Here is a 23,362-nt window from a genome sequence, read left to right as displayed (position 1 = left end):
GGAATAATTATTAACTACTAACTACTAACCACTAACCACTAACCACTAACCACTAACCACTAACTATTGACCAAATGACTAATGACTAATGACCATTTGGCGGAAAAACTGGTTCTTTGAGAACACTGGGGATTGCTTCGAGAACTCGCGTGGTAATTTGTTCTGGTGTTTCTCCTCCGCTAACGGTGATTCGCAGATCTGCTTGAGCGTAAAGTGGTTGTCGTTGTTCGAGGAGCGATCGCAATTTTCCCTCGGGATCGATATCTTGCAGCAGTGGTCGAGTAGTATCATCTACTAAACGGTTGTACAGTATTTCTACTGGTACATCTAGCCAAATTATTAAGCCGTGATGTAAGTAACTCCAGTTTTCTCGTCGCAGAACAATTCCCCCACCAGTTGCAACCACCAGCTTTGTAAAAGCACAAACTTCTCCTAATACCTGACTTTCCAATTGCCGAAACGCCGCTTCTCCTTCTTCAGCAAAGACTTGATTGATAGTTTTTCCTGCTGCTTTTTCTAGCAAATTATCAGTATCTACAAACCCATATCCCAGCTGAGGAGCCAGCAATCGCCCTAGCGTCGTTTTACCGCTACCCATCATACCAATTAAGTACAAGTTGATTCCTTGCAATCGGTTTTTCACGAGTTACTGTGCTCCAGTTATCAATAGTAGGAAGAAGACAGGAGAGAAAAGCTCCTTATTGAGAGGGTTTCACTAGGTAGTATTTTACGTAATTTATAATTAACAATTTTAACCTAAGCGAATATCTTTTATGTAATTTTTCAGTTGCGTTTCCAAATATGTATGAGCTATTAGTGATGAGCCTGCTTGCTGTTGGCTGAGTTGAAAATTTTCCTCAATTAATGTTTCAATGATATACTCCATCAATACTGGAATTTGATAAAAGCGAGACGCTTGCCTTTCTATTAGCGATCGCCTTTGTAGTAACTCTATGGCTTCTAATATTGATCTTTGCGATACTCGTGGCAATATACCAGTTTGAATTTGCTGTAAAGACACGGAATTAGGATGTAATGCTAGCCAATACATAATCTGCTTTTCTAAACCAGACAAGCGGTGGAATTGTGTGTCTAAAATCGCTCGAATATCTCCATCAATCAGAGTATCCTGTTGTAAAAATTCATGAATATCACCACCAAATAATTCTTGAATAGCAGTAGCAATTGATTTAATCAATAACGGATTACCTGCATACCACTCAATTAAAAGTCTACTTTCTTCTTTTTTTGTATCAGTAAATCCTTGTTTTGTGAGTATTTTTATACATTCTGCCGGACTTAAACCTGTTAATTTTAAACACCGAACAGGTAATGTATTCCCTTCCAAAGCAGTAATTTCTCCTGGTTTTTCGCGACTGGTTAACAGTAAGCAACTTTGATGTTGTGAATTCCCTATTCGCCTAATTAATTCCCCATAACCTTCATAACCTTGACGATACTTTATTTGCGGAAGAGAATCAGCCAAAGCATGATTTATTTCTGAATAATAACTTGCGATTACAGTAAAATTTTCTTGTGTTTTATCACCATAATTATTATACAAAACTGCATCTATATTATCTAGAACTATGAGACAACGTGAAGTGCGTAAACCATCTATTAATTGTGAAATGCTACCTTCTACTGTTTCTGTATTCTTGATATCTTGATGCGGTGATATAAATTGAATTAGTTGATTTAAAATAATCTCAAAAGGTGGAGCGAGATGTAACGAACGCCAAATCACATATTCAAAGTTTTCCTGAATTTCTTCTGCTAGCTTTACAGATAAAGCTGTTTTACCAATTCCACCCATACCCAAGAGTAATACTAATCGGCAGCTTTCTTGGATAACCCATTGTTTAACTAGCGTTAGTTCTTTTGTCCTTCCGTGGAATAAGCTGATATCGCTTGCTTCGCCCCAATCTCGCTTGTTAGCGGCTGATGCCATGCTAATAAAATTAGCCTTATCTTTGCTGTTTTTATTGATGTAATTTTTATTTGGCTCTATTTGAATCGAAGCTTTTTTATAACCTGCTTTTTCTAGTAAATGAGTGACACGACTCCAACTTTTGACCTTAACTGAGTATTCTGCTTGTTTACTCAGCATTTCTTCTATGTATTTATATAATCCATTGGAAAGGTAAACCCGAACTGTACTGCTACTACGACTTTTATACACTGTATTGGCAATTTCGGAAGGGCTAAAACCGCAAAGTAAACCGCGCAGAAATTTTTTTTCCACAGGTGTCAGCGCCTTTCCCTTTGCCGATGCCAAATCTACGTATAATTTTTCTAACTCCCAATTGTTTTTTGCTTCTATAAATTCCTCTTCAATTTTGTTGGAATCAAATACTGTCATTACTGTTATTTCCTGAAAGGAAGCCAGATATTATGCTAACGAGTTTTCTATGAAGCCCTAATAAATAGAAGTTAAATTTATAACAAAATTGATAACGCTCGTTAGGTGAATTGTTTATCTTAGCTTCGGTATCTTTAGACTTAACGGAAATTTAATAAAATTTGATTCAACTTGATTGAAACTTTATCGAAGCGATATACGTCAATTCAAATTGCAAGACTCACTATTTATTGGAGCATTATATAACACTGTGTTTCTAACAGCACATTGTTAAAGTAATTATTTACTTTTAATCTGCTTCAATTCCTATTAATAAAGTGAGTTTTCTGATTAAAAAATCAGTATTTCTTGAACTCAAGGTGTAAATTATGACTTATTTTTTGCTTAGTTGAAAAAAGCTTGGTCAACTTGATGCTTCAGAAATAAGAAATACTGCATATCTGATTTAAGTAAGCCGAATAAATAAATTAAGTGTGGTCGTTTGAGGTTTCAACTATGATTCGGATTCGGGATGTTGTGCAAAAGGCTTTATCAACTGGCTATTTAACGGTGGAAGCAGAAAATCAGCTGCGACAATTACTGACAACCCATTACGACTTGGAAGATTTGAACGCGTTCATGACTCTACAGGAAGCTGCTATGACAGGTAAGGTCAAGCAGGAGTCTCGTGAGCGTTGTGGCATCAAGTAGAGACTGAACCCTGCTATGTCTCTACTTACTTACGGGAACGCTTATCTTTATCTTCATCCTCAAAATCTTCTAGAAACCCCCAATCATCCTCATCAGTTTGATTATCTTCTTGATTATCTTCTTCGATTTGATTATCAGTCGGCGGTTGATAGGGGGGGATAATTACCCGATAGTCAGCATCGTAAACTGATTCCGTTTTGCCGACTCCAGAATTTTTAGGTTCGCGGTAGCTGTAGGAGTAAGACGAACCCGACTGGAAGGTAGTTTTGGGTTCTTGCTGCCGTTCATAGGTTTTTGAGTCTCCGATCGAGTCTCTTACTTGTGTATCTTGAGGAGGAGGTGTAGACTCTCGATATGCTTTTTCCTCAAAGTCCCAATCATTATTGAGGTTGTCTGTTTCCCAATCATCGACCGCACTGGATTGGGAAGAGGTTTTAGTTTCCGAACGCGGAGGACTGGTGTAGGTATATGCAGGTTCTGCCTTGGGAGGACTGGGAGGGCGATCGCCACTGCGTGGAGTTCTTCGCGGCTTGGATGCAGACGGGGTTGGCCTTTGTGGCGCTGCAAAATAACTTGACAGTTGAAACAAGCCAGAGATTAATAAAGAAGTAGCAGCACCAGCAGCAGTGCTGAACAAAATCCACATTGCCAGAGGCAATGATATAGTCTGCATACCCAAAAAAACTAACGAGAGGACAGGAGACCAGTTTTGCGCTAACAACAGCGCTAGTCCTCCCATTAATGCCACTAATAAAATTAAACGAAATATAGCCATAGGAAATAAAGACTGGGACTAGGGACTGGGGACTAAGGACTAGGAAATGGAGAATGAGGAATATGAGAAATTAGTTTTATACTAGCCCCTAGCTCCTAGCCTCTGTCTCCTACCTCTCAGCATTAAATCTCCCAGATTTATTTGTGTGGTTCCTTCTGCCTCCTGCCTTCTGGAGGCAGCGCGTTCCGGGGATTCTCCCCGTTGTAGCGACTGCCGTCCTTCTGCCTTTCTTCAGAACCTTGCCAGCGTTGAATGGGAATGCAATCAATATCTAGTTGATCTAAAACACGGGCGACAACAAAATCAACCAAATCCTCTATAGTTTGGGGATTGTGATACCAAGCAGGAATGGCAGGTACAATTCTGGTTCCGGCTTCTGCAAGGGTGGTTAAGTTTCGCAGATGAATTAGGCTAAAAGGAGTTTCACGGGGAACTATCACTAACTTTCGCCCTTCCTTTAACTGCACATCTGCTGCCCTTTCTAATAAGTCAGAACTTAAACCTGCCGCCAACTTTGCTACTGTACTCATGCTACAGGGAATCACTATCATTCCCAGAGTGCGAAAGGAACCACTAGCAATATTAGCTCCCACATCACCCCAAGGATGACAGCGTAGTTTACCTGTAGTTTCCACTCCTGCTTGCTGTCGCCAAAATTGCTCTTGTTGGGCGGGTTCTACTGGCATGCGAATATTCTGCTCAGCTTGCCAAACCATGTAAGTTGATTTGGAAGCGACCAATTCAATTTCATAGTCGGCTGCAAGCAGAAATTTCAGAGCGCGAACTGCGTAAATTAGACCAGATGCACCTGATACTCCTAGGATGAGTGGTTTAGTTTTATTTGACACGCTTTTATGTGTGGGAATAGTTAGTAGATAGTAGTTAGTAGTTAGTAGTTAGTGGTTGGTTTTTACTACTAACCACTAACTACTAACCAATACCCTGTTCCATTATTCGTCCTCTGCATACGACTCTAGGTCGTCTAGCTCGATATCGTTGGGTAAATACATGTCTGATTCTTCAGGATCTGCGCCGATATCTTGACGATAGGGAATACCGTCGCTACCAACTGTGACTAAATCGATTTGCTGGCGGTAGTAATCAACACTTTTAACCTGTACGGCGACGCGATCGCCCAATCGATAAGAGGCACGATTTTTGCGTCCAAATAGTGCCTGTTGTCTAGCACGATATTCATACCAATCATCTTTGAGAGAACTGACGTGTACCAGTCCTTCCACTCGTAACGGTACGTTATTACTTCCTTTGATCTCCTTCGGTGGTACTTCAATTTCTACGAAGAAACCGTAAGATTGCACACCTGTAATTACACCACTGAAGACCTCGCCGATGCGCTGTTTCATTAAAGAAGCTCTTTGCAAACCTTCCAAATCAGCTTCGGCTTCTTGGACTTCTTTTTCTCGGTCGTTGATTTGGGTAATTACCCGAGTCAGTTCGCTTTGCAATTCTTGTTGCAATTCTGGGGGTAGGACGTTCCAGTTAATTTCACCGTGACTGGTGGAGGAACGCAGGTTAACGCGCTCTTTCACACGGGTGTTGCGGCGATCGCGTCCGTGTTCAAGTAGTGTATAAAATACCCTCTGCATGAGCAAATCTGGGTAACGCCGCAAAGGAGCAGCAAAGTGGACATACTCTGGTAGTGCCAAACCAAAGTGAGGTGCTTTGTTTGTGCTGTATGCCGCTTGCTTAAGAGTATCTTGCAACAAATAAGTCAAAACTTGCTCGGATGAGGACTCTGCAAACACCCTTGTCAATTGTTGATAGTCCAGCGGTTGGATATCCATATCTGGATCTAATGACAGTTCGACACCTAAATTGATTGCCAATTTCAGCATCTCTTGCACATCTTCAGGATCGGGTGCGCCTTGCAGTCGCCAAATAGCCGGAATACCCAAAGCACTCAAGTGATTGGCCATGATTTGATTCGCCAGCAGTACGAACTCTGTTAGAAGCGATCGCACGGGTGAATCCTTCTCTACCACACATCCAAGAATGCCTTCATCGTAAAAGGGATTTTTGTTTGGTGGCAAATTTAACTGCAAACTTCCCCGAGAAGTGCGCTGCTGTTTGAGGAAAAGCTGCAAAGATTTTAACTGTTGCAGCATTTCTACTACTTCAGTAGATAGCTTGGTAGCTTGGTTATCTAAAATTGCTTCTGCTTGCTGTGAATTTACTAAAGCATCTACTTTGATCGCGCTGGGGTGAATTTCCCACTCCAGTATTTGTCCTGATTTGGGATCGAAGGTAATTAAAAAAGAGATAGTTAAGCGATCGCTTCCTGGCACTAAAGCACAGCGGTCTACCACATTGTCTGGCAACATTGGCAGCACTAATTCTCCCAAATACACCGATCTACCCCGCCTGAGTGCTTCGCGATCGAGTGCTTCATCTGGTTGGACGTAGTGGGAAACATCAGGAATGTGAAAGCCTAACTGCAAGTTTCCAGCACTAGTTGTTTCGAGGGAGAAAGCATTTTCTACTGTCTTCGTATCAACAGTGTTGCCAAGAATCGTGATGGTAAACTTGTCCCGTAAATCCAGTCGGTCTTTTAGGTCTGCTTTCAGTATTCTTTTTGGTAGTTTTGTGCTTGCTTCTTGGACGTTTTCTGGAAAACTACGGGAAAGATCATGCTTGCAGGTAACTAAATCAATATCAGCAGCTGCTTCTGCATCACTACCAAGGATTTGTACAACTCGTCCTAAAGGAGGATATTGGGCAAGTGGGTAGCGTAGAACTTCAACATGAGCGAGGTGATCTACGGCTTCTTGCAATTTCAAATTATTTTCTTGCAGTTTGAGTTCAAACAACAGGCGATCATCTAGAGGTACGGCACGATATCCCCCTTCTACCGGCTTAATCCGTGCCAGTAAAGTATGATTGGAGCGCTCTAAAATTAATTTAACTTCTCCTTCTGGGGAACGGCGACGACTACCTTCTTTAAGAACTCTCACTAAAACGCGATCGCCATTCCAAGCATTACTCAAATGACTTTCGCGAATGTATATATCCTCTGCTCCCTCCATATCTTGAATTGCAAAGCAAAAGCCTTTACTAGAACAGCGGAGTTTGGCTTCAATTAGTCCTTCTTCTGTCATCCGGCGATATTTACCGCGTTCTTTCGCCAAAATGCCAATTTTTTCCAACACCTCCAAGGCTATGTGAAGTTTTTGTAAACAATCTTCATCTTCACAACCAAGTTTCTTTTCCAATAGTTTGCGAGCTACCAATTTATCATCAGTGAAATTGGCGAGAAGTGTAGCGATTGAAAATTCCATGCAGTGAACCGACCTTTGGTCAAAACATCATTGTTTTTTGTTGAATCTGGTTCTTGCTAATTACCTCACGACCCACAGACACTAGCGGTAAACGAACCTCCCAACAAGCAGGGCGCTACACGATCATCTCAGAGTACCAGTTCGTTTAAGTCCCTTTAACTAGGTCAATCTGACAAAGCAGGCCTTATACCGGATTTTACCCTACTAGGTGATTACGCAACGAGTCTTTGAGAGGCTGTGTTTGGATCGCTCTCGATGGAACTGCCCAAACGCGCTATTCACCTTAAACCGCAGGTGTTTAATTGTCTAGTTAGAAGGTACTTGACGCAATTAGACTCTGATTTTTAACTAGGAGAAACTGCTGATAGATCTAAATGTTCTACATGTAGAATCAGTAACAATTAGGTCAGCAGTTTAACAAGCTGTGAGGACGAACCATTACTTCATTATTGTAGATTTAGTACGTACTTCCAGAAAAGATTTCTGGATGTGCTATTGGGTAAATAGTATAGCATTAGCAGTAATGCTACGTAGAGTGAGTTAGTGGTAGCCAAAATTTTACTCAATAAGCCTGATGCTACAAACCTTATACGGAAACAGCCAAGCAGCCCTTTAATAACTAAGGGTATGAGGATAAAGAGTATTCCACAAAACAATTTATCCAGTTGTAGTGTCGGCATCCTGCCTACACTAGAACACCAATTCAGTAATCTTCAAATTGGAATGGAAAGAGGACAAAACAATTCAAAAGTCACGCATTCAAAATTAGAATCTTTAATGCGTGACTTTTGACTTACTCGGCACCGGTACTAGTCTTACCGCACCAATCATTCATGAAAAGATGGATCATGCTAAAGCAATTGCTTGTGGATAGTTAAAAAAACCAACAATTGCAGTTGTCAGGTAACTCAAAAGCAATCAGTAAGTATCAAACCTGGCAAGATAAAGTAGAAGTAGCCATCACAAATGGCAACCACTATACCCCTTAAATTTCTGATTCCCTTCCTTTTTTCCTCTTCCCTCTTTCTTCAAATAGCAGACTTAATTAGATATTGGTGATAGTTATGATGTTGGCTCAGTTCCAGAGCTTGTATCCTACGGGTAGTCTTATTTCCGAATTAGTGCAGATCGATCGCGGAAAGTATATTGTTCGGGCAAGCGTACAAATTGACGGCATTACCCGTGCTACTGGTATGGCAGCAGCAGAAACCATAGAAGCAGCCGAAGATCAAGCCAGAAATAGAGCGTTAATGGTGATAGGAACTAAATCACAACCTTCAGTAGCACCTTCCCCAGAACTAGTCACGCAGATGCAGCCACAGCCTTCTTTGCCAACAACAAGTAAATTTGATAGTGAATCTACCTATGCTGCTACACTGAATTCTGTTTCGCCAACAGAAATAACTCCACCTCCCACACCAACTCCTGCTTCTAGAGCAAAAACTGATACCTATAGCCAGGACTTTAGTCAAAGTTTGACTGCAACTGCAAAGCCAGAACCACAGTTAGATACCCCAGTAGAAAACGCGGGGATAATGCCTAGTAGCCAGAGCAAAAATCAACCCTTACCAGAAATTGCTTCTAGTAATGTCACGCCATTTCCACAACGTAGTTACAGTAGTCCTCCTCCAGAAGATGTAGAAATTCAACCAGCGCCAACAACAAAGAAAAAGAAGAAGGCTGAGCCTGTAGATCAGTCAGATGATATCGCCAAAATTGGTGTGGAAATGCAGCGCTTAGGCTGGACAACAGAACAGGGAAGAGACTATTTGATTAAAACCTACGGTAAGCGATCGCGCCATTTACTTGACCCCGAAGAATTACGTCAATTTCGTATATATCTTGAATCCCAGCCTACACCTGTAGATCCGTTAGCGGGGTTTTGATTAATTAGTCAATAGTCAATAGTCAATGGTCAATGGTTAGTAGTTAGTAGTTAGTAGTTAGTAGTTAGTGGTTAGTAGTTAGTAGTAGCCCTTTGGTGGTGTAATCCTAAACAATAAGTTTTCTTCGTGTCTTGGTGTCTTTGTGGTGAAAAAATAAATTTTATTTAACCACCAAGACACTAAGACACCAAGTCGAATCAGGAAAAATCAGGTAATGAAAGCATATTTTTCACCCACCTTGAAAGGGCTAGTAGTTAGTAGTTAGTGGTTGCTAACTATGCCCAATGCCCAATGCCCACTCTCCCACTCTCCCACTCTCCCCATCTCCTCTTACCACAGCCCACTTCAAAAAGTGTAACTTAGACTATGGAATCTTGAACTGGTCTAATATATAATAAGTAAAACTAATACAAAAGCAAGCCGTAGACTTCACAGTAAAGTAAAGGCGGCGATATCTATAAAAAATGAATTTGGCTATCTCGCAATTTACTTGCTGAAAAGAAATTGCTGGGATGTTCTAGTTATCTGGAATCCCAGCAGAAGCCTCAAAAGCTTTTAGGTGCATCTTGATGGTTCAAGACTAGTTAAAGTCAATAATCAATAGCCAATTGTAACTATTGAACGGCAGTCGCACCCTGCGGGGAGACTCCCAAGACTGCGCTGCCTCCCTTTGACCGATTGAATATTGACTACACTACCGCCATCGGACGGCTACCGGCAGCATGACGGTCAATAACTTGGTCAATTAAGCCGTAATCTTTGGCTTCTTCAGGCGACATAAAAAAGTCCCTGTCAGTATCGACGGCAATTTTTTCCAAGGGCTGATCGGTATGTTCAGCTAGATACTGATTTAGCTGCTGCTTCAGATAGAGAATTTCGCGGGCTTGAATTTCAATATCAGTTGCTTGCCCCCGAGCGCCGCCCAGAGGTTGGTGAATCATAATCCGAGAATGGGGAAGACTCATCCGTTTACCCTTAGCGCCCGCACTGAGGAGGAAAGCACCCATACTCGCTGCCAGTCCGGTACAGATGGTACAGACATCCGGGCGGATGTGCTTCATCGTATCAAAAATGCCCAATCCTGCATAAACAGAGCCGCCAGGAGAATTGATATACATATATATGTCTTTCTCTGGATCTTCAGCATCTAGAAATAGCAGTTGGGCAACAACCAAGTTAGCTACGTTGTCATCAATCTGTTGTCCCAAAAAGATAATACGCTCACGCAACAGCCGTGAGTAAATGTCAAAGGCGCGTTCGCCACGACCCGATTGTTCAATAACGATAGGAATCATGCAGCCAGCTTGTAGTTAATTTACATATATTTTATCGATTACAACAGCTGATTGTTTTTCCGAAACCAGGTGAACCACTTTGTAGTCTTATTTAGCAAGTGATGTTCACCTTATCCAATCAGGTGCTTGCTGGTACGTTTTTTTCATAGTTTTGTAAAAAATTCAACATTTTTACTGAGAAAAGTCCGGATATATCTACCTTATAGGGAAAATCAATAGTACTGAGGTGCATCCAGAATCAGTCCATCCTAACTGAAAAAAACATCTATCTAAAGAGAGGAAACTGCCATGCTGGAAAAATTTGTACAAGCTGCTATCATCACTTTCTTGCTGCATCTGATCGCAGGACTCAACACAAATACTGCGATCAGCACCAAATCAGTACCTCCTGCTGGGACGGTATCAACACCATTGGCGAGTTCGCTGCTGCGTTCTCTAGAGTAAAAATTTTCACCAAATATTATTAAATGTTTGCTTTTAGGTTGTTAATTGTTGGTTATTTGTTGTTCGCTCCCATTGATCGCTGACAATCAACACCGAACAAATTTTTACTAAACACTATCAAATCTGAAATTTAAAATTTTTAGAGGTAGACTGACAAAAAAGGCAAATACCTGTGTCTAGTCATGACTAATCGCCTTGCTGAAGCAAAGAGTCTCTACCTCCGGAAACACGCCGAAAATCCAATAGATTGGTGGCCTTGGTGCGATGAAGCACTCGCAACCGCAAAGGCACAAAATAAACCTATCTTTCTCTCAATTGGCTACTCCAGTTGCCACTGGTGTACTGTCATGGAAGGAGAGGCGTTTTCCGATCCGGCTATTGCCGAGTACATGAATGCTAATTTTATTCCGATTAAAGTAGATAGGGAAGAAAGACCTGACCTCGACAGCATTTACATGCAAGCTTTACAGATGATGAGCGGTCAGGGAGGTTGGCCTTTAAACGCTTTTCTGTCTCCAGATGATTTAGTACCGTTTTACGCTGGTACTTACTTCCCAGTCGATCCACGCTACGGCCGTCCTGGTTTTTTACAAGTTTTACAAGCGATTCGCCGTTACTACGATACAGAAAAACAAGACTTGCGCGATCGCAAAGCAGTAATTTTAGAGTCGCTTCTCACCTCTGCGGTATTGAAATTAGAAGGTGAAACACAAGCTCAAGATCGGGAGTTATTACGGCAAGGCTGGGAAACCAGCACCGGTATCGTTACTCCCAATCAATACGGTAATAGTTTCCCAATGATTCCCTACGCAGAATTAGCTTTGCGGGGAACGCGATTGTCGTTGCCTGGTTCTACCTGGGAACGCGAATCAAAATATGATGCTAAGGAAATTTGTACTCAACGGGGGCTAGACCTAGCATTAGGTGGTATTTACGACCATGTCGGGGGAGGCTTTCACCGCTATACCGTTGACCCCACCTGGACAGTACCGCATTTTGAAAAGATGCTCTACGACAATGGTCAAATTGTCGAGTATCTGGCGAATCTTTGGAGTGCAGGCGTGCAGGAGCCAGCTTTCAAAAGAGCGATCGCTGGTACTGTAGAATGGCTAAAAAGAGAAATGACCGCGCCGGAAGGTTATTTCTATGCGGCTCAAGATGCCGATAGTTTCACAACTACTGAGGAAGCAGAGCCTGAAGAAGGAGCATTTTACGTCTGGAATTACAGCGAACTAGAACAACTGCTCACTCCCGAAGAACTAACGGAATTGCAACAAGCGTTTACAGTCACCGCTAACGGTAACTTTGAAGGTAAGAATGTGTTGCAAAGGCGTCAAGCTGGTGAACTCAGCGAAACGATAGAAACAGCACTGAAAAAATTGTTTGTTGCACGTTACGGTAATACTCCTGAATCACTAACAATTTTCCCCCCTGCTCGTAACAACCAAGAAGCAAAAACAAGCAACTGGCCAGGTCGCATTCCCTCAGTAACAGATACCAAAATGATCGTCGCCTGGAATAGCTTGATGATTTCTGGATTGGCAAGGGCGTACGCTGTTTTTCGACAACCTTCTTATTTGGAACTAGCAACAACAGCAGCGAATTTCATCCTGAATAATCAGTTTGTGAATGGGCGTTTCCACCGACTCAATTATGAAAATCAACCAACCGTACTAGCCCAATCTGAAGACTACGCCTTTTTTATTAAAGCGCTCTTGGATTTGCACCAAGCTTCGCCCTTAATCGGGAATGAGTTTTCTGTTACTCAGTACTCCCCCTCTTTTTGGTTGGAACGTGCGATCGCTCTCCAAGAAGAATTTGACGAATACCTTTGGAGTGTAGAATTAGGAGGATATTTTAATACACCTAGTGACGCAAGTCAAGATTTAATCGTGCGAGAGCGCAGTTATGCAGATAATGCCACACCGTCTGCGAATGGAGTAGCAATTGCCAATCTTGTGCGGCTGGCTCTGCTCACGGATAATCTGCATTATTTGGATTTAGCCGAGCAAGGCTTAAAAGCATTTCGCTCTGTGATGAGTCGTGCTGCTCAAGCGTGTCCGAGTTTGTTTGCAGCCTTAGATTGGTATAGCAACTGTACTTTGATTCGCACCACAACTGAGCAGATATACTCGCTAAATTCCCAGTATTTACCGAGTACTGTGTTTGCAGTAGCATCAAGTTTACCAGAAGGTAGTGTTGGGTTAGTCTGCCAAGGTTTGAAATGTCTGCCAGCAGCCGAAAGTGTAGAGCAGATGTTGCAGCAAGTGCGGCAAAGCCAGACGAGGGGATAACAGAAGATGGGGAGTGGGAGAGTGGGGAAGTGGGGGCTAGGGGCCCCTCTGGGGTTGGGGGCTGTGGGGGAGTGAGACAATAACTACTAACTACTAACCACTAACCATCAACTCTTGACCAATGACTAATGACTAATGACCAATTAACTGCCATCGTGTTAGCAGGGGGTAAGAGTACGCGTATGGGCAGGGATAAAGCCCTGATTCCCATTCAAGATGTCCCTCTTTTGCAACGAATCTGTCAGATTGCTGAGACTTGTGCTGACAAAGTTTACGTAGTTACTCCTTGGCAGGAACGGTATCAACACTTGCTACCGCCCAAAAGCCAGTTTATTCAGGAATTGCCTTTACCTGGAGAAACTGGCAATGAGCCAAAAACACACGGGCCACTGGTGGGGTTTGCCCAAGGACTGGCGCAAGTAGAAACCGATTGGGTGCTGCTGTTAGCTTGCGACTTGCCCAGGTTGCGGGTTGAGGTGTTGCAGGAATGGGTAGCTGGACTTGAGCAAGTACCCGAAGAAGCGATCGCAGCTCTAGTTTATAGAAATAATAGATGGGAACCCTTGTGTGGTTTCTATCGCCGTCGCTGTTTACCAGGATTAAATAAGTATATCGAGCAGGGAGGGCGATCGTTTCAGCAGTGGTTGAAGCTGTATTCCGTGCAAGTATTATCTTTGCCCGATCCCGAAATGCTCTTGAATTTGAATAACCCCAACCTCCTAGGGTGAAGTGGGAACTGCCGCCATTGGTTTAATAGTTTCGCTGAGTGCAGGATTTAAGTTTAAAATAAAAATTCAGACTTGCAATCTAGTATTAATAAAACGCTCCCCTAGCCTCTGTCGGCGAAGATGAAACATACCCTTTCAGTACTAGTAGAAGATGAAGCGGGTGTTCTGTCCCGCATTTCTGGTTTATTTGCCCGTCGTGGCTTTAATATTGAAAGCCTTGCTGTTGGCCCAGCAGAACAGTCAGGAATTTCCCGCATCACGATGGTTGTACCAGGTGACGATCGCGTCATTGAGCAACTCACCAAGCAACTATACAAGCTTATTAATGTCCTGAAAGTACAGGACATTACCGAAATTCCTTGTGTAGAACGCGAATTGATGCTGCTGAAGGTGAATGCGACTAGCACCACCCGTTCAGAAATAGTCGAGATAGCGCAAATTTTCCGGGCGCGAGTGGTAGACGTAGCGGAAGATTCTCTCACCTTAGAAGTTGTCGGCGATCCCGGTAAGATGGTGGCGATCGTGCAGGTACTGCAAAAATTTGGTCTGAGAGAAATCGCTCGCACTGGTAAAATTGCTCTGACTCGTGAGTCAGGGGTGAATACAGAGTTGCTAAAATCTTTGGAAGCAAAGGTTTAGTGGCAAATTGAATGATAGACATGCAAAGCCAACGTCTTTGTGTTGAGTAACTAGCACTTTGAACGGCTCAAGCAGAGGTTGCTTTTTAGAGAATACCAAAAAATAAATTATCCAGTAGTTTTAGGGTGTGTTAGCGGTAGCGTAACGCACCATCTTTTTATCCCACATTCCGCAGATATTAAACCCCGTATTCCGCGTAGCGGAATACGAGGAGCGTCAAACCCACCAACTGTATCAACTAAAAAATTTCTCCACACATCGAACAAACATTTCTACACCCATCGCCAACGCCGTTTCATCAAAATCGAACCGGGGATGATGGTGGGGATAGGCCAAGTTCTTAGCCGGGTTAGCAGAACCCAAGAAAAAATAGCAACCAGGTACCTCTTGCAGGAAGTAGGACATATCTTCACCCCCCATAGTTTGGCACTCTGGCACAATACCTAAGGGCGTTTCTACGACTTCTTCCGCAACCGATCGCACTAGTTCTGCCATCTCCGCATTATTGATTGTGGCTGGGTAAAGTTCCCACTGTTTGAAGTCGTAACTAGCACCATGACTTTGGCAAACTCCAGCAATAATCTGTTCGATGCGCTGTGAGAAAAAGCCTTTCAAAGCGGGATTAAAATACCTAACTGTACCACTCATGCTGGCTGTATCTGCAATCACGTTGCGCTTAGTACCAGCATGGAGTTCGCCCACTGTCACCACCGCTGAATCAATCGGATTGACATTGCGAGCAACAATAGTTTGCAGGGCGTTGACAATTTGGGCAGCAACCACCACAGAATCAACGGTTTGATGGGGCATGGCACCGTGTCCGCCTTTGCCAAAAATGGTGCAGTTGAAAGATTCCACAGCAGCCATTAACGCACCAGCCCGCACACCCACTGTTCCCAAGGGCAAATTATTCCACAGGTGTAAACCGATAATTGCGTCTACATCAGGGTTTTTCAGCACCCCCTCTTCAATCATCGGCTTTGCCCCTCCCGGCCCTTCTTCGGCTGGTTGAAAGATAATTTTCACAGTACCAGCAAAGTCTTGGCGATGCTGTTGGAGATAATAGGCTGTACCAAGAGCGATCGCAGTATGTCCATCATGACCGCAAGCGTGCATAACGCCATCGTGCTGGGAACGATAGGTTACTTCATTCTGTTCTTGGATGGGTAAAGCATCCATATCTGCCCGAATCGCCAGCACTTTCGATTTTAGATTGGATGCTTTTAGCTGTTGATTGCCGTGAATCACAGCGACTATACCAGTCTTGGCAATGCCAGTTTGATGCTCAATTCCCCATTCCTGCAACTTCTGGGAGACAAACTCAGCGGTGAGTTTTTCTTGAAAGCCTAGTTCTGGTTTTTGATGCAGTCGTCGCCGCCACTCCACAAGTTGCGCTTGCAATGAACGAATCGAGAGGCGAACGCGAGATAAGTCAGCAGCAGAGTTTGGAAATGTCGAAACCATTGTTCACAGTTTTTAAATTAGTGGTTGGGTATCTTCATTTTTACTCTTCAAACTTTCGCAAAAGGTAGCAAGCATTCTAAATCTAAGTTTGACGCTACTTGTGCAAGTTTGTCTAACTCTGCTGGATTTTCCAAATAGGGGAGGCAGCCTAAAACAGGAGTATTTGTCAAGGATTGAATTAAATCTGCTGGTGTCCAGTTGGCTATTTCCTCATCTGTTCGGGGTTGGACACAATTAAGAACAATTCCCACCAAATTTACTCGCGCTTGTCTCGCTAATGCCACATTCGCCACCGCTTGAGCGATCGCACCCAATCTGACTGGTACTACTAACACAGTGGGTAAGCGCCAATCACCTGCTAAATCAGCTACCGTCAATTCATCAGTTACGGGTGAACCCAATCCACCCAAGGCTTCTACTAGAACAAAATCTCGACGTTGACACAAAGCTGTAAAAGCCTGCCAGACTACAGCTAAATTTACGCGGCGATTTTCCTGCGCTGCGGCGATGGGAGGTGCTAAAGGTGCTTTAAAATACAACGGTGTGATTTCCTCGGCCGATTGTTCTAGGGTAAACAGCTGTTGGTACCACTCGCGATCGCCCACTCCTGATTGTATGGGTTTCATAATACCCAAGCTACGAGCAGAACAATATTTTTGCCAATAGGCTGCTAATGCTGTTGTTAAAAGAGTTTTGCCAGATTCTGTGTCTGTTGCAGTAATTAGTAGTGCGTTCAAGTGCAGTGGTTAGTGGTTGGTGGTTGGTGGTTGGTGGTTGGTGGTTGGTGGTTGGTGGTTGGTGGTTGGTGGTTAGTGGTTGGTGGTTGTTTGTTCTAAACAACAAACAACAAACAACAAACAACGAACAACAAACTACTAACCAATTTAATACATGTTCGCACGCCTATTCAAAGCTATCTTACGAACCTTGATTTATTGTTCCGAGGGATATGTCAGCGGTGCTTCTATCGTTGGTTGGGTAGGTGTTTCTATGGGTGTTGTAGTAGGGGTTTGAATGGGTGTTTCTGTAGGAGTTTCTGTAGGAGTTTGAGTAGGAGTTTGAGTAGGTGTTTCTGTAGGAGTTTGAGTAGGAGTTTGAGTAGGTGTTTCTGTAGGAGTTTGAGTAGGAGTTTCTGTGGGAGTTTCTGTAGGAGTTTGAGTAGGAGTTTGAGTAGGTGTTTCTGTGGGTGTGGGTCTGACAGGGCTTTCTAATCTGATACTCAGGCTATAATCGCTTTCAGCAATTTCTGGAGTTGGGCTTAACTCGATCGCGTACCTACCATTAACGGGTAATGTTCCTTGATAAAAGGTGACATCCTTAGCAGTATTGTTAATTGGTTTGCCATTGGGATCTAAAACTGTTAACAAAACGCCGCTTTCTTGTGCTAGCAGCGCAGTTAAATTTTGCCCTTTTTCACCTCTGAAAGTGTAACGGATGATTTCATTTGCATCAATAGTATCCTCAACTTTGATCGTGTTGGATGTGTCAAAATTGAGGCGTTTGGTGATGACTGAAGGCTTTTGTGTGGTAGGAGTAACTGTAGGTGTTTGAGTAGGAGTTTCTGTGGGTGTAACTGTAGGTGTTTGTGTGGGTGTATACACAGGAGAAGGGAAAGTTTGCGTTGGTATTTCAGTTGGTTGTGGTGTACCGCGAATAGTACGCACTAGTGCCCAAGAACCAAATCCTGCCAAGCTAATCACACCAACAGTCATTAGCCCAATCGCCAATGGGTTATCTAATACTGACCCACCAGCAGCAGGTTCTGGAATTGTGCGATTGGATTTATCTGGTGCAGGTAACGCAACTTGTTCAGGACGGCGACCACCGGGAACTGTTTGGGCGTTAGATCTCTGACCAGTGGGTGGTAGTGTGGCTGGGGGAACTGTTGGTATTGCCTGTTCCAGAGATTCCAGTGCTTGTGCTACTTCTGTTGCACTTTGGAAGCGATCGCTTGGTCTAGGACTCAACATTCGATTTAAAATCTGAGCAAATTGCGGATTCACTTTTACCCAACGTTGCCACTTCCAGGTTAGGTGATTGTCATCAAATAGTTCCCGAGGTTCTCTACCAGTCAATAAAACTATTGCTGTGACTGCCAGTGCATATAAATCACTACTGGGGTAAGCTTGCCCCGTTTGTATTTGTTCGCTGGGGGAATAACCTAATTTTCCTACATAAGTTCCTGTTACTGTCGGATTAGCAGCTTTCAATCGTGTTACCAGTTCTTTTACTACCCCAAAGTCAATTAACACTGGCTTGGCATCGATGTCACGCAAAATAATGTTATCCGGTGAAATATCTCGATGAATAATGCCTCGACTATGAATGTGTTCTAATACTGGTAACAGAGAGTGTATTAATTGCGATACTTCTTGTTCTGTGAATGCACCACCAACAGCCTTACGTTCATCCAGCAAAGCACGATATGTTTTCCCAGCAACGTAGTCTTGTACCAAAAATAACCGCTGGTCTTGTTCAAATCTTTCCCGGAACTGCGGCACTTGTGGATGTTGTATTTGATACAAAACATTTGCTTCTCGCAGGAAAAGCTCTTGTGCTTTTTGCCAAGTGGCAAGGTCAGTTGTATTGGGGATTAATTCTTTGATGGCACAAAGTTCGTTAAAGCGTCTTTGATCCTCTGCCAGATAGGTTCTACCAAATCCCCCCTGACCAAGAATTTGAATGATTCGATAACGGTTTTGCAGAACAGTACCAGCTGAAATTGGTGGTTGCATTTTCAATTGATAGAGTATAACAGCACTACTCGGAGAAACTCACCCACAAAAAATCATATCTAGCAACGGCGTCTAGTCAACTGCCGTGCCAATATGTATAAAAGAAAGTCTTTACGGACTTGCCCGTACTCTATTTTCACACTCCGTCTCCAATACAAAGTAGTAAAAAAGGTGAAGAAGTCAGTTTTTTTATGTAGTCCATCATGAACTGCGTACATCAATAGAGAAAGGGAAAAGGTTAAAGGATGGATTTTCCTTTGTCCTTGCCCCTTTAACCTTTTCCCCAGCGTCAAGCGCCACCTTCTTCTTCCAGTAGGGAATTTTTGACAATATTGTCAATATTGGGTAATGGCAAAATATAAAGCAAGTCTGCTAATGTTTTAATTTGCAGCTAGTATCATAAAATAATTTAGCTGTCCATTATTAATTCATTCATAAGTGTTTTTACTTTCACTAGTAAACTAGAATAGTTTGTTCTCAGCTTAGAAATTATATGGGTATAGGTCAGTACTTTATCGAGTAAATATACTGAGACTTGGGATTTTCACCTCAAGCCAAAAAATCTCAATTACGAGTGTAGTTCATGAGTTGAACGTCAGTTAAGCTGGCAAGAGCGTATTGATCGCAAGAACTAAAAAACTAGGAATTTGTAGTTTCATGGAGGTATGTTTCAAGTTTTTATGAAAGCTTCAACAAAACTCACAGATGTTTTTTCGGACTATTGCTCTTAAATAATCTAAATATCTGATGATAAGATTGCCATGAATGCACATCGAGGATCAGCTGTGCTGAGTACTGCTACTTTCAAATTGCCGCCAACTGCAACAGGAATAGCTGAAAACCATCGCCTGCGGCTATTCTCTGGCTCTGCTAATGTACCCCTGTCTCAAGAAGTAGCTCGTTATCTGGGCATGGACTTGGGACCTATGATTCGTAAACGATTTGCGGACGGAGAACTTTATGTTCAAATACAGGAATCAATTCGGGGCTGTGATGTTTATTTAATCCAGCCCTCTTGTCATCCTGTGAACGACAATTTGATGGAATTACTAATTATGATTGATGCCTGTCGTCGAGCTTCAGCCCGACAGGTAACAGCAGTAATTCCTTATTATGGTTATGCCCGTGCTGACCGAAAAACAGCAGGACGGGAGTCAATAACTGCCAAGCTGGTTGCTAACCTAATTACCCAAGCAGGTGCTAGCCGCATTTTGGCAATGGATTTACATTCAGCCCAGATACAGGGATATTTTGATATTCCCCTAGATCACGTTTACGGCTCCCCAGTAATACTGGATTATTTGATCAGCAAACAGCTCGAAGATATTGTAGTTGTATCCCCAGATGTAGGTGGTGTAGCACGAGCTAGGGCATTTGCGAAAAAACTGAATGATGCCCCCTTAGCGATTATTGATAAACGTCGTCAGGCTCATAATGTCGCCGAGGTATTGAATGTCATCGGTGATGTGAAAGGGAAAACGGCAGTGCTAGTAGATGACATGATTGATACTGGCGGCACGATCGCAGAGGGAGCAAAGCTACTGCGCGAGGAAGGAGCACGTGAGGTATATGCCTGTGCCACTCATGCGGTGTTTTCCCCTCCTGCGGTAGAGCGGTTGTCAAGTGGTATTTTTGAGGAAGTGATTGTCACCAATACAATTCCTGTCAAAGAGAGCGATCGCTTCTCGCAATTGGTGGTTCTTTCGGTGGCTAATCTGCTAGGCGAAACAATCTGGCGGATTCATGAAGATAGTTCAGTAAGTAGTATGTTCCGCTAACCCAGAAAATACTGTCATCACTGCTACGATTTCGCACAATGCCGCAGGCTATTCCTGCCTGCGCTAACTAATTTCTTTGTATCTTTTCAGGGTGCTTTCTCTTGCCAAATTAAGAATCTCCAGAAGTCAAATCTTCCAGTTCTGAAACAACCCGTTCTAGTTCTTCAAAGAGCGGATAAGATCCTATTTGGCGAAAAGCAGTTACTAACGCCCGATAATACCAAAGCGTACCCTCTTTGCCTCCTTGAAAGCGTTGCCAAAGTGATTCGCCCAAAAGGCGATAATCTTTTGTGATTGATTGCGCATTGTGGAGTTTATCAGCAGCACTCACAAGCAGCACCGAAGGTGAAGCAGTAGCAAGGTGAGCAATGTATACTTGTTTACGTTCTCGCCACGGTGGCTTGGGTGTAGTGTCGGCATCGGTGCAACCATCAACAATTGCAGTCACACGATCTCCAAAGCGACGGCGAATTTCTTCACGTGTTGCAGCACCGCCCTGATCCTCAATGGCATCGTGTAACAAAGCGGCGATCGCTTCATCTTCATTTGCCCCGTATTCTAAGGCAATACTAGCGACACCCAACAAATGAGCAATGTAGGGAACTCCTGAACCTTTGCGAACTTGTTTCGCATGGAGTTGTGTGGCGTAGGTTAGGGCTTCTGTAAAACGTTCTGAGAGCATTTTCTAAATAGATAACATAAAGGTTTGCTCGCGCGTGTTCGTTTTTATCTCACAGCAACAATTGGCTCAAACACTTGGTCGCACTCCCACTGGAACACGAAATTGCACAAAAGCTAGTACTAAAGTCCAGTAAATAATCCGAAATGCTGCAATTTGAGTTTGTAGCTAGATTTATTCCTACAAAAGTGACATACAGGTGTACCTATGAGTAGCAATCCTTCACCTAGTGGTTCCAATCAGAGTAAACTATACACTGGCTTAATTGCTACTCTACGAATCATTCAATTCATTGGATATTTTATCGTATTTCTTACGGTATTATTTATTCTCGGCACACCAAGTTATGGGTTCGGTATTCCAAGTTTTTTCTCTGTATTATGGGCTTTAATTGCCTGTATTTTTATATATATTTATACACAAGTATGGATAGCAATTATCGACCTTTTAAGTCGTATAGAAAGGAATACACGCTGACGGGGGTTCAAAAACAATTAGACGACGCACTAATCTACACAAAACGAGCAAACATGCGTGGATTATTGACGGGTGCGGATTATATTTTCGAGGTGGATTCTCACTCGCGATCGGTAAACCCTCGTTACCAGGTTCAACCTGGTAACGAGAATTAGAAGAATTTCACACGTTCATCGAATTTGAGCTTGTGTGAAATCAGAGTGAAAGTAGACTTACTGACACAAGTAAGGGTTGCTAAAATTTTTCTACGATTGTGGAATAAATGTTTGATTACAATAGGTCAAAACCTTTAAACGTGTCAATGCGTAACTTCTAGTAATAACGAAACCTATTCTTATTCCCTATTCGCAGCTTTAGCTTTAATCTATAGATCTGTAGCCGGATTGGAAAAAATTCATATTTGCCAAAAATTTAAAATACCCGGATTGCTTCAAAATAACTTGTGGGTAAGCTGAACTGGTTAAACCACACCAACGGTAATCGAGCAAATCGCCGCCTGCGGTATAGTTTGAGAAGATCGGATGGATAACAAACAAAGACCTATAGGTGTTGACTTATTCGCGGGTGCTGGTGGCATGAGCCTTGGCTTTGAACAAGCTGGGTTTGACGTACTGGCTGCTGTTGAGTTAGACCCAATTCATTGTGCTACCTACGAGTTCAATTTCCCTTTTTGGTCTATATTGTGCAAAAGTGTTGAAGATGTGACAGGCGAGGAAATTAGAAACCGTTCAGCTATTGGCAACCAAGAAATTGACGTTGTCTTTGGCGGTTCCCCTTGCCAAGGATTCTCGATTATTGGCAAACGCGCCTTTGATGACCCCCGCAATGGGCTTGTGTATCACTTTTTACGGTTAGTCTTAGAGCTACAACCCAAATACTTTGTGTTTGAGAATGTACCAGGACTAACTATTGGAAAGCATCGCCAATTTCTTTTAGAAATCATTGAAGAGTTTAGAGCATCTGGTTATGAAGTAGAAGCAGATTACCAAGTTCTCAATGCTGCCAATTACGGAGTACCCCAACACAGAGCTAGATTATTTCTGTTGGGATGTCGTCAAGGTTTGCCTCTACCTAAATATCCGGTAGCGAACACTAAACCAGCAAAATCTAAAAAATCGCAATATCTTGTCATCAAGGCTGATTTACCAGATACTCCCACTGTTTGGGATGCCATTGGTGACTTACCGGAAGTAGACATATACCCAGAATTGCTTGATAGAGACTGGGTAGTAGCAGAATATGGTAAAGCCAGCAAATATAGCAGAAAACTGCGTGGATTAGATTTTGATCGAGATAACTACCGCTACGAAAGGCAATTTGATTCCAGAATCTTGACCTCAAGCATTCGTACTCGACACAGTACAGAATCGATGCTGAGATTTCAGGTGACTATACCTGGTAAAGCAGAACCTATTAGTCGCTTTCATAAACTGGACAAAAATGGTATCTGTAACACCCTCAGAGCTGGAACAGCCAGGAACCGGGGGGCTTTCACCTCTCCTCGCCCCATTCATCCTTCTAGTCCACGATGTATCACCGTCCGAGAAGCAGCACGACTGCATTCTTACCCCGATTGGTTTCGATTTCATGTCACCAAGTGGCATGGTTTCCGACAAGTGGGAAACTCAGTACCTCCCTTACTTGCTAAGGCAATTGCAGTTGAAATCATCCGCGCTTTGGGAGTAGTTCCAATCAAACCACAAAAAAAGATGCATTTAGGAGATGAAAGTTTATTAAAACTAAATATGTCTCAAGCCGCTCGGCGTTATGGTGTGTCTGTAGATGTCATACAGCCAAGAAAAAGATAAACCAAGGTTAGT

The 23,362-nt window shown here is 42.9% G+C and carries 19 protein-coding genes; 9 read left to right on the top strand and 10 right to left on the bottom strand.

The window, feature by feature from the left end; genetic code table 11:
- Positions 1 to 85: 85 nt before the first annotated feature.
- Complete coding sequence (locus FIS9605_RS0109655) at positions 86 to 643, bottom strand: shikimate kinase (protein ID WP_026732413.1); 558 nt, start codon at positions 641 to 643, stop codon at positions 86 to 88.
- A gap of 108 nt (positions 644 to 751) precedes the next feature.
- Positions 752 to 2,362 (bottom strand): NB-ARC domain-containing protein, encoded by a 1,611-nt coding sequence (locus FIS9605_RS0109650; RefSeq protein ID WP_026732412.1) that lies wholly within the window; start codon positions 2,360 to 2,362, stop codon positions 752 to 754.
- Between the two features lie 495 nt (positions 2,363 to 2,857).
- Here FIS9605_RS0109650 and FIS9605_RS0109645 point away from each other — a divergent pair, with 495 nt between their 5' ends.
- Complete coding sequence (locus FIS9605_RS0109645; RefSeq protein ID WP_026732411.1) at positions 2,858 to 3,052, top strand: hypothetical protein; 195 nt, start codon at positions 2,858 to 2,860, stop codon at positions 3,050 to 3,052.
- A gap of 25 nt (positions 3,053 to 3,077) precedes the next feature.
- Here FIS9605_RS0109645 and FIS9605_RS0109640 read toward each other — a convergent pair whose 3' ends face one another.
- The 3 genes from FIS9605_RS0109640 to FIS9605_RS0109630 form a co-directional block, all read right to left on the bottom strand.
- On the bottom strand, positions 3,078 to 3,827 hold the full coding sequence (locus FIS9605_RS0109640; RefSeq protein ID WP_026732410.1) for a LapA family protein: 750 nt from the start codon (positions 3,825 to 3,827) through the stop codon (positions 3,078 to 3,080).
- Positions 3,828 to 3,964: 137 nt separating this feature from the next.
- Positions 3,965 to 4,675, bottom strand: a complete 711-nt coding sequence (locus FIS9605_RS36670) for a flavin prenyltransferase UbiX (protein WP_231510279.1) — start codon at positions 4,673 to 4,675, stop codon at positions 3,965 to 3,967.
- A gap of 102 nt (positions 4,676 to 4,777) precedes the next feature.
- Positions 4,778 to 7,123, bottom strand: coding sequence for a ribonuclease R family protein (locus tag FIS9605_RS0109630; RefSeq protein ID WP_026732409.1), 2,346 nt, complete (start codon positions 7,121 to 7,123; stop codon positions 4,778 to 4,780).
- Positions 7,124 to 8,190: 1,067 nt separating this feature from the next.
- Here FIS9605_RS0109630 and FIS9605_RS0109625 point away from each other — a divergent pair.
- Positions 8,191 to 9,009, top strand: coding sequence for a hypothetical protein (locus FIS9605_RS0109625; RefSeq protein ID WP_026732408.1), 819 nt, complete (start codon positions 8,191 to 8,193; stop codon positions 9,007 to 9,009).
- 689 nt (positions 9,010 to 9,698) lie between these two features.
- Here FIS9605_RS0109625 and clpP read toward each other — a convergent pair.
- On the bottom strand, positions 9,699 to 10,304 hold the full coding sequence (gene clpP, locus FIS9605_RS0109620; RefSeq protein WP_026732407.1) for an ATP-dependent Clp endopeptidase proteolytic subunit ClpP: 606 nt from the start codon (positions 10,302 to 10,304) through the stop codon (positions 9,699 to 9,701).
- A 288-nt stretch (positions 10,305 to 10,592) separates the two neighbouring features.
- Between clpP and FIS9605_RS43945 the strand changes: the two genes are divergently transcribed.
- The 4 genes from FIS9605_RS43945 to ilvN all read left to right on the top strand — a co-directional run bounded on the left by FIS9605_RS43945 (position 10,593) and on the right by ilvN (position 14,409).
- The gene (locus FIS9605_RS43945; RefSeq protein ID WP_197036018.1) at positions 10,593 to 10,748 is read left to right on the top strand and encodes a hypothetical protein; all 156 of its coding nucleotides are present in this window, start codon (positions 10,593 to 10,595) and stop codon (positions 10,746 to 10,748) included.
- 182 nt (positions 10,749 to 10,930) lie between these two features.
- Complete coding sequence (locus FIS9605_RS0109610) at positions 10,931 to 13,042, top strand: thioredoxin domain-containing protein (RefSeq protein WP_026732406.1); 2,112 nt, start codon at positions 10,931 to 10,933, stop codon at positions 13,040 to 13,042.
- A gap of 128 nt (positions 13,043 to 13,170) precedes the next feature.
- Positions 13,171 to 13,770 carry a molybdenum cofactor guanylyltransferase gene (locus FIS9605_RS0109605; protein WP_026732405.1) on the top strand — a complete coding sequence of 200 codons (600 nt, stop codon included), beginning with the start codon at positions 13,171 to 13,173 and terminating at the stop codon, positions 13,768 to 13,770.
- 120 nt (positions 13,771 to 13,890) lie between these two features.
- A complete protein-coding gene (ilvN, locus tag FIS9605_RS0109600; RefSeq protein ID WP_026732404.1) occupies positions 13,891 to 14,409 on the top strand; it encodes an acetolactate synthase small subunit in 519 nt (172 codons plus the stop codon).
- 234 nt (positions 14,410 to 14,643) lie between these two features.
- On the opposite strand, the gene FIS9605_RS0109595 is transcribed toward ilvN, so the two are convergent.
- Both FIS9605_RS0109595 and bioD read right to left on the bottom strand, forming a co-directional pair.
- Complete coding sequence (locus FIS9605_RS0109595) at positions 14,644 to 15,873, bottom strand: M20 metallopeptidase family protein (RefSeq protein WP_026732403.1); 1,230 nt, start codon at positions 15,871 to 15,873, stop codon at positions 14,644 to 14,646.
- A 47-nt stretch (positions 15,874 to 15,920) separates the two neighbouring features.
- Positions 15,921 to 16,610: a dethiobiotin synthase gene (bioD, locus tag FIS9605_RS0109590; RefSeq protein ID WP_026732402.1), complete on the bottom strand. Its 690-nt coding sequence runs from the start codon at positions 16,608 to 16,610 to the stop codon at positions 15,921 to 15,923.
- On the opposite strand from bioD, the gene FIS9605_RS36665 reads away from it, so the two are divergent.
- On the top strand, positions 16,601 to 16,804 hold the full coding sequence (locus FIS9605_RS36665; RefSeq protein WP_035139500.1) for a hypothetical protein: 204 nt from the start codon (positions 16,601 to 16,603) through the stop codon (positions 16,802 to 16,804). The two genes, bioD and FIS9605_RS36665, sit on opposite strands and share 10 nt — an antisense overlap.
- A 1-nt stretch (position 16,805) precedes the next feature.
- Here FIS9605_RS36665 and FIS9605_RS0109580 read toward each other — a convergent pair whose 3' ends face one another.
- Entirely contained in the window at positions 16,806 to 18,608 is a 1,803-nt protein-coding gene (locus FIS9605_RS0109580) for a serine/threonine-protein kinase (RefSeq protein WP_026732401.1), read from the bottom strand.
- 761 nt (positions 18,609 to 19,369) lie between these two features.
- Here FIS9605_RS0109580 and FIS9605_RS0109575 point away from each other — a divergent pair.
- Positions 19,370 to 20,386: a ribose-phosphate pyrophosphokinase gene (locus FIS9605_RS0109575; protein ID WP_026732400.1), complete on the top strand. Its 1,017-nt coding sequence runs from the start codon at positions 19,370 to 19,372 to the stop codon at positions 20,384 to 20,386.
- Between the two features lie 109 nt (positions 20,387 to 20,495).
- Here the strand turns inward: FIS9605_RS0109575 and FIS9605_RS0109570 are convergent, their stop codons facing one another.
- Positions 20,496 to 21,068 carry an HD domain-containing protein gene (locus tag FIS9605_RS0109570; protein ID WP_026732399.1) on the bottom strand — a complete coding sequence of 191 codons (573 nt, stop codon included), beginning with the start codon at positions 21,066 to 21,068 and terminating at the stop codon, positions 20,496 to 20,498.
- A gap of 995 nt (positions 21,069 to 22,063) precedes the next feature.
- On the opposite strand from FIS9605_RS0109570, the gene FIS9605_RS0109565 reads away from it, so the two are divergent.
- Complete coding sequence (locus FIS9605_RS0109565; protein ID WP_026732398.1) at positions 22,064 to 23,350, top strand: DNA cytosine methyltransferase; 1,287 nt, start codon at positions 22,064 to 22,066, stop codon at positions 23,348 to 23,350.
- Positions 23,351 to 23,362: the final 12 nt, after the last annotated feature.

Source organism: Fischerella sp. PCC 9605, from assembly GCF_000517105.1.
Classification (GTDB): domain Bacteria; phylum Cyanobacteriota; class Cyanobacteriia; order Cyanobacteriales; family Nostocaceae; genus PCC9605.
The sequence above is the reverse complement of the archived record's forward strand: the minus strand, read 5'-3'. Positions and strand labels throughout refer to the sequence as shown.

What these genes read in the sequence shown, in the direction of transcription:
- FIS9605_RS0109650 (WP_026732412.1), bottom strand. Translation starts at nt 2,362, where the DNA reads ATGACAGTATTTGATTCCAACAAAATTGAAGAGGAATTTATAGAAGCA.
- FIS9605_RS0109645 (WP_026732411.1), top strand. Translation starts at nt 2,858, where the DNA reads ATGATTCGGATTCGGGATGTTGTGCAAAAGGCTTTATCAACTGGCTAT.
- FIS9605_RS0109640 (WP_026732410.1), bottom strand. Translation starts at nt 3,827, where the DNA reads ATGGCTATATTTCGTTTAATTTTATTAGTGGCATTAATGGGAGGACTA.
- FIS9605_RS0109630 (WP_026732409.1), bottom strand. Translation starts at nt 7,123, where the DNA reads ATGGAATTTTCAATCGCTACACTTCTCGCCAATTTCACTGATGATAAA.
- FIS9605_RS0109625 (WP_026732408.1), top strand. Translation starts at nt 8,191, where the DNA reads ATGTTGGCTCAGTTCCAGAGCTTGTATCCTACGGGTAGTCTTATTTCC.
- clpP (WP_026732407.1), bottom strand. Translation starts at nt 10,304, where the DNA reads ATGATTCCTATCGTTATTGAACAATCGGGTCGTGGCGAACGCGCCTTT.
- FIS9605_RS43945 (WP_197036018.1), top strand. Translation starts at nt 10,593, where the DNA reads ATGCTGGAAAAATTTGTACAAGCTGCTATCATCACTTTCTTGCTGCAT.
- FIS9605_RS0109610 (WP_026732406.1), top strand. Translation starts at nt 10,931, where the DNA reads ATGACTAATCGCCTTGCTGAAGCAAAGAGTCTCTACCTCCGGAAACAC.
- FIS9605_RS0109605 (WP_026732405.1), top strand. Translation starts at nt 13,171, where the DNA reads ATGACTAATGACCAATTAACTGCCATCGTGTTAGCAGGGGGTAAGAGT.
- ilvN (WP_026732404.1), top strand. Translation starts at nt 13,891, where the DNA reads ATGAAACATACCCTTTCAGTACTAGTAGAAGATGAAGCGGGTGTTCTG.
- FIS9605_RS0109595 (WP_026732403.1), bottom strand. Translation starts at nt 15,873, where the DNA reads ATGGTTTCGACATTTCCAAACTCTGCTGCTGACTTATCTCGCGTTCGC.
- FIS9605_RS0109580 (WP_026732401.1), bottom strand. Translation starts at nt 18,608, where the DNA reads ATGCAACCACCAATTTCAGCTGGTACTGTTCTGCAAAACCGTTATCGA.
- FIS9605_RS0109575 (WP_026732400.1), top strand. Translation starts at nt 19,370, where the DNA reads ATGAATGCACATCGAGGATCAGCTGTGCTGAGTACTGCTACTTTCAAA.
- FIS9605_RS0109570 (WP_026732399.1), bottom strand. Translation starts at nt 21,068, where the DNA reads ATGCTCTCAGAACGTTTTACAGAAGCCCTAACCTACGCCACACAACTC.
- FIS9605_RS0109565 (WP_026732398.1), top strand. Translation starts at nt 22,064, where the DNA reads ATGGATAACAAACAAAGACCTATAGGTGTTGACTTATTCGCGGGTGCT.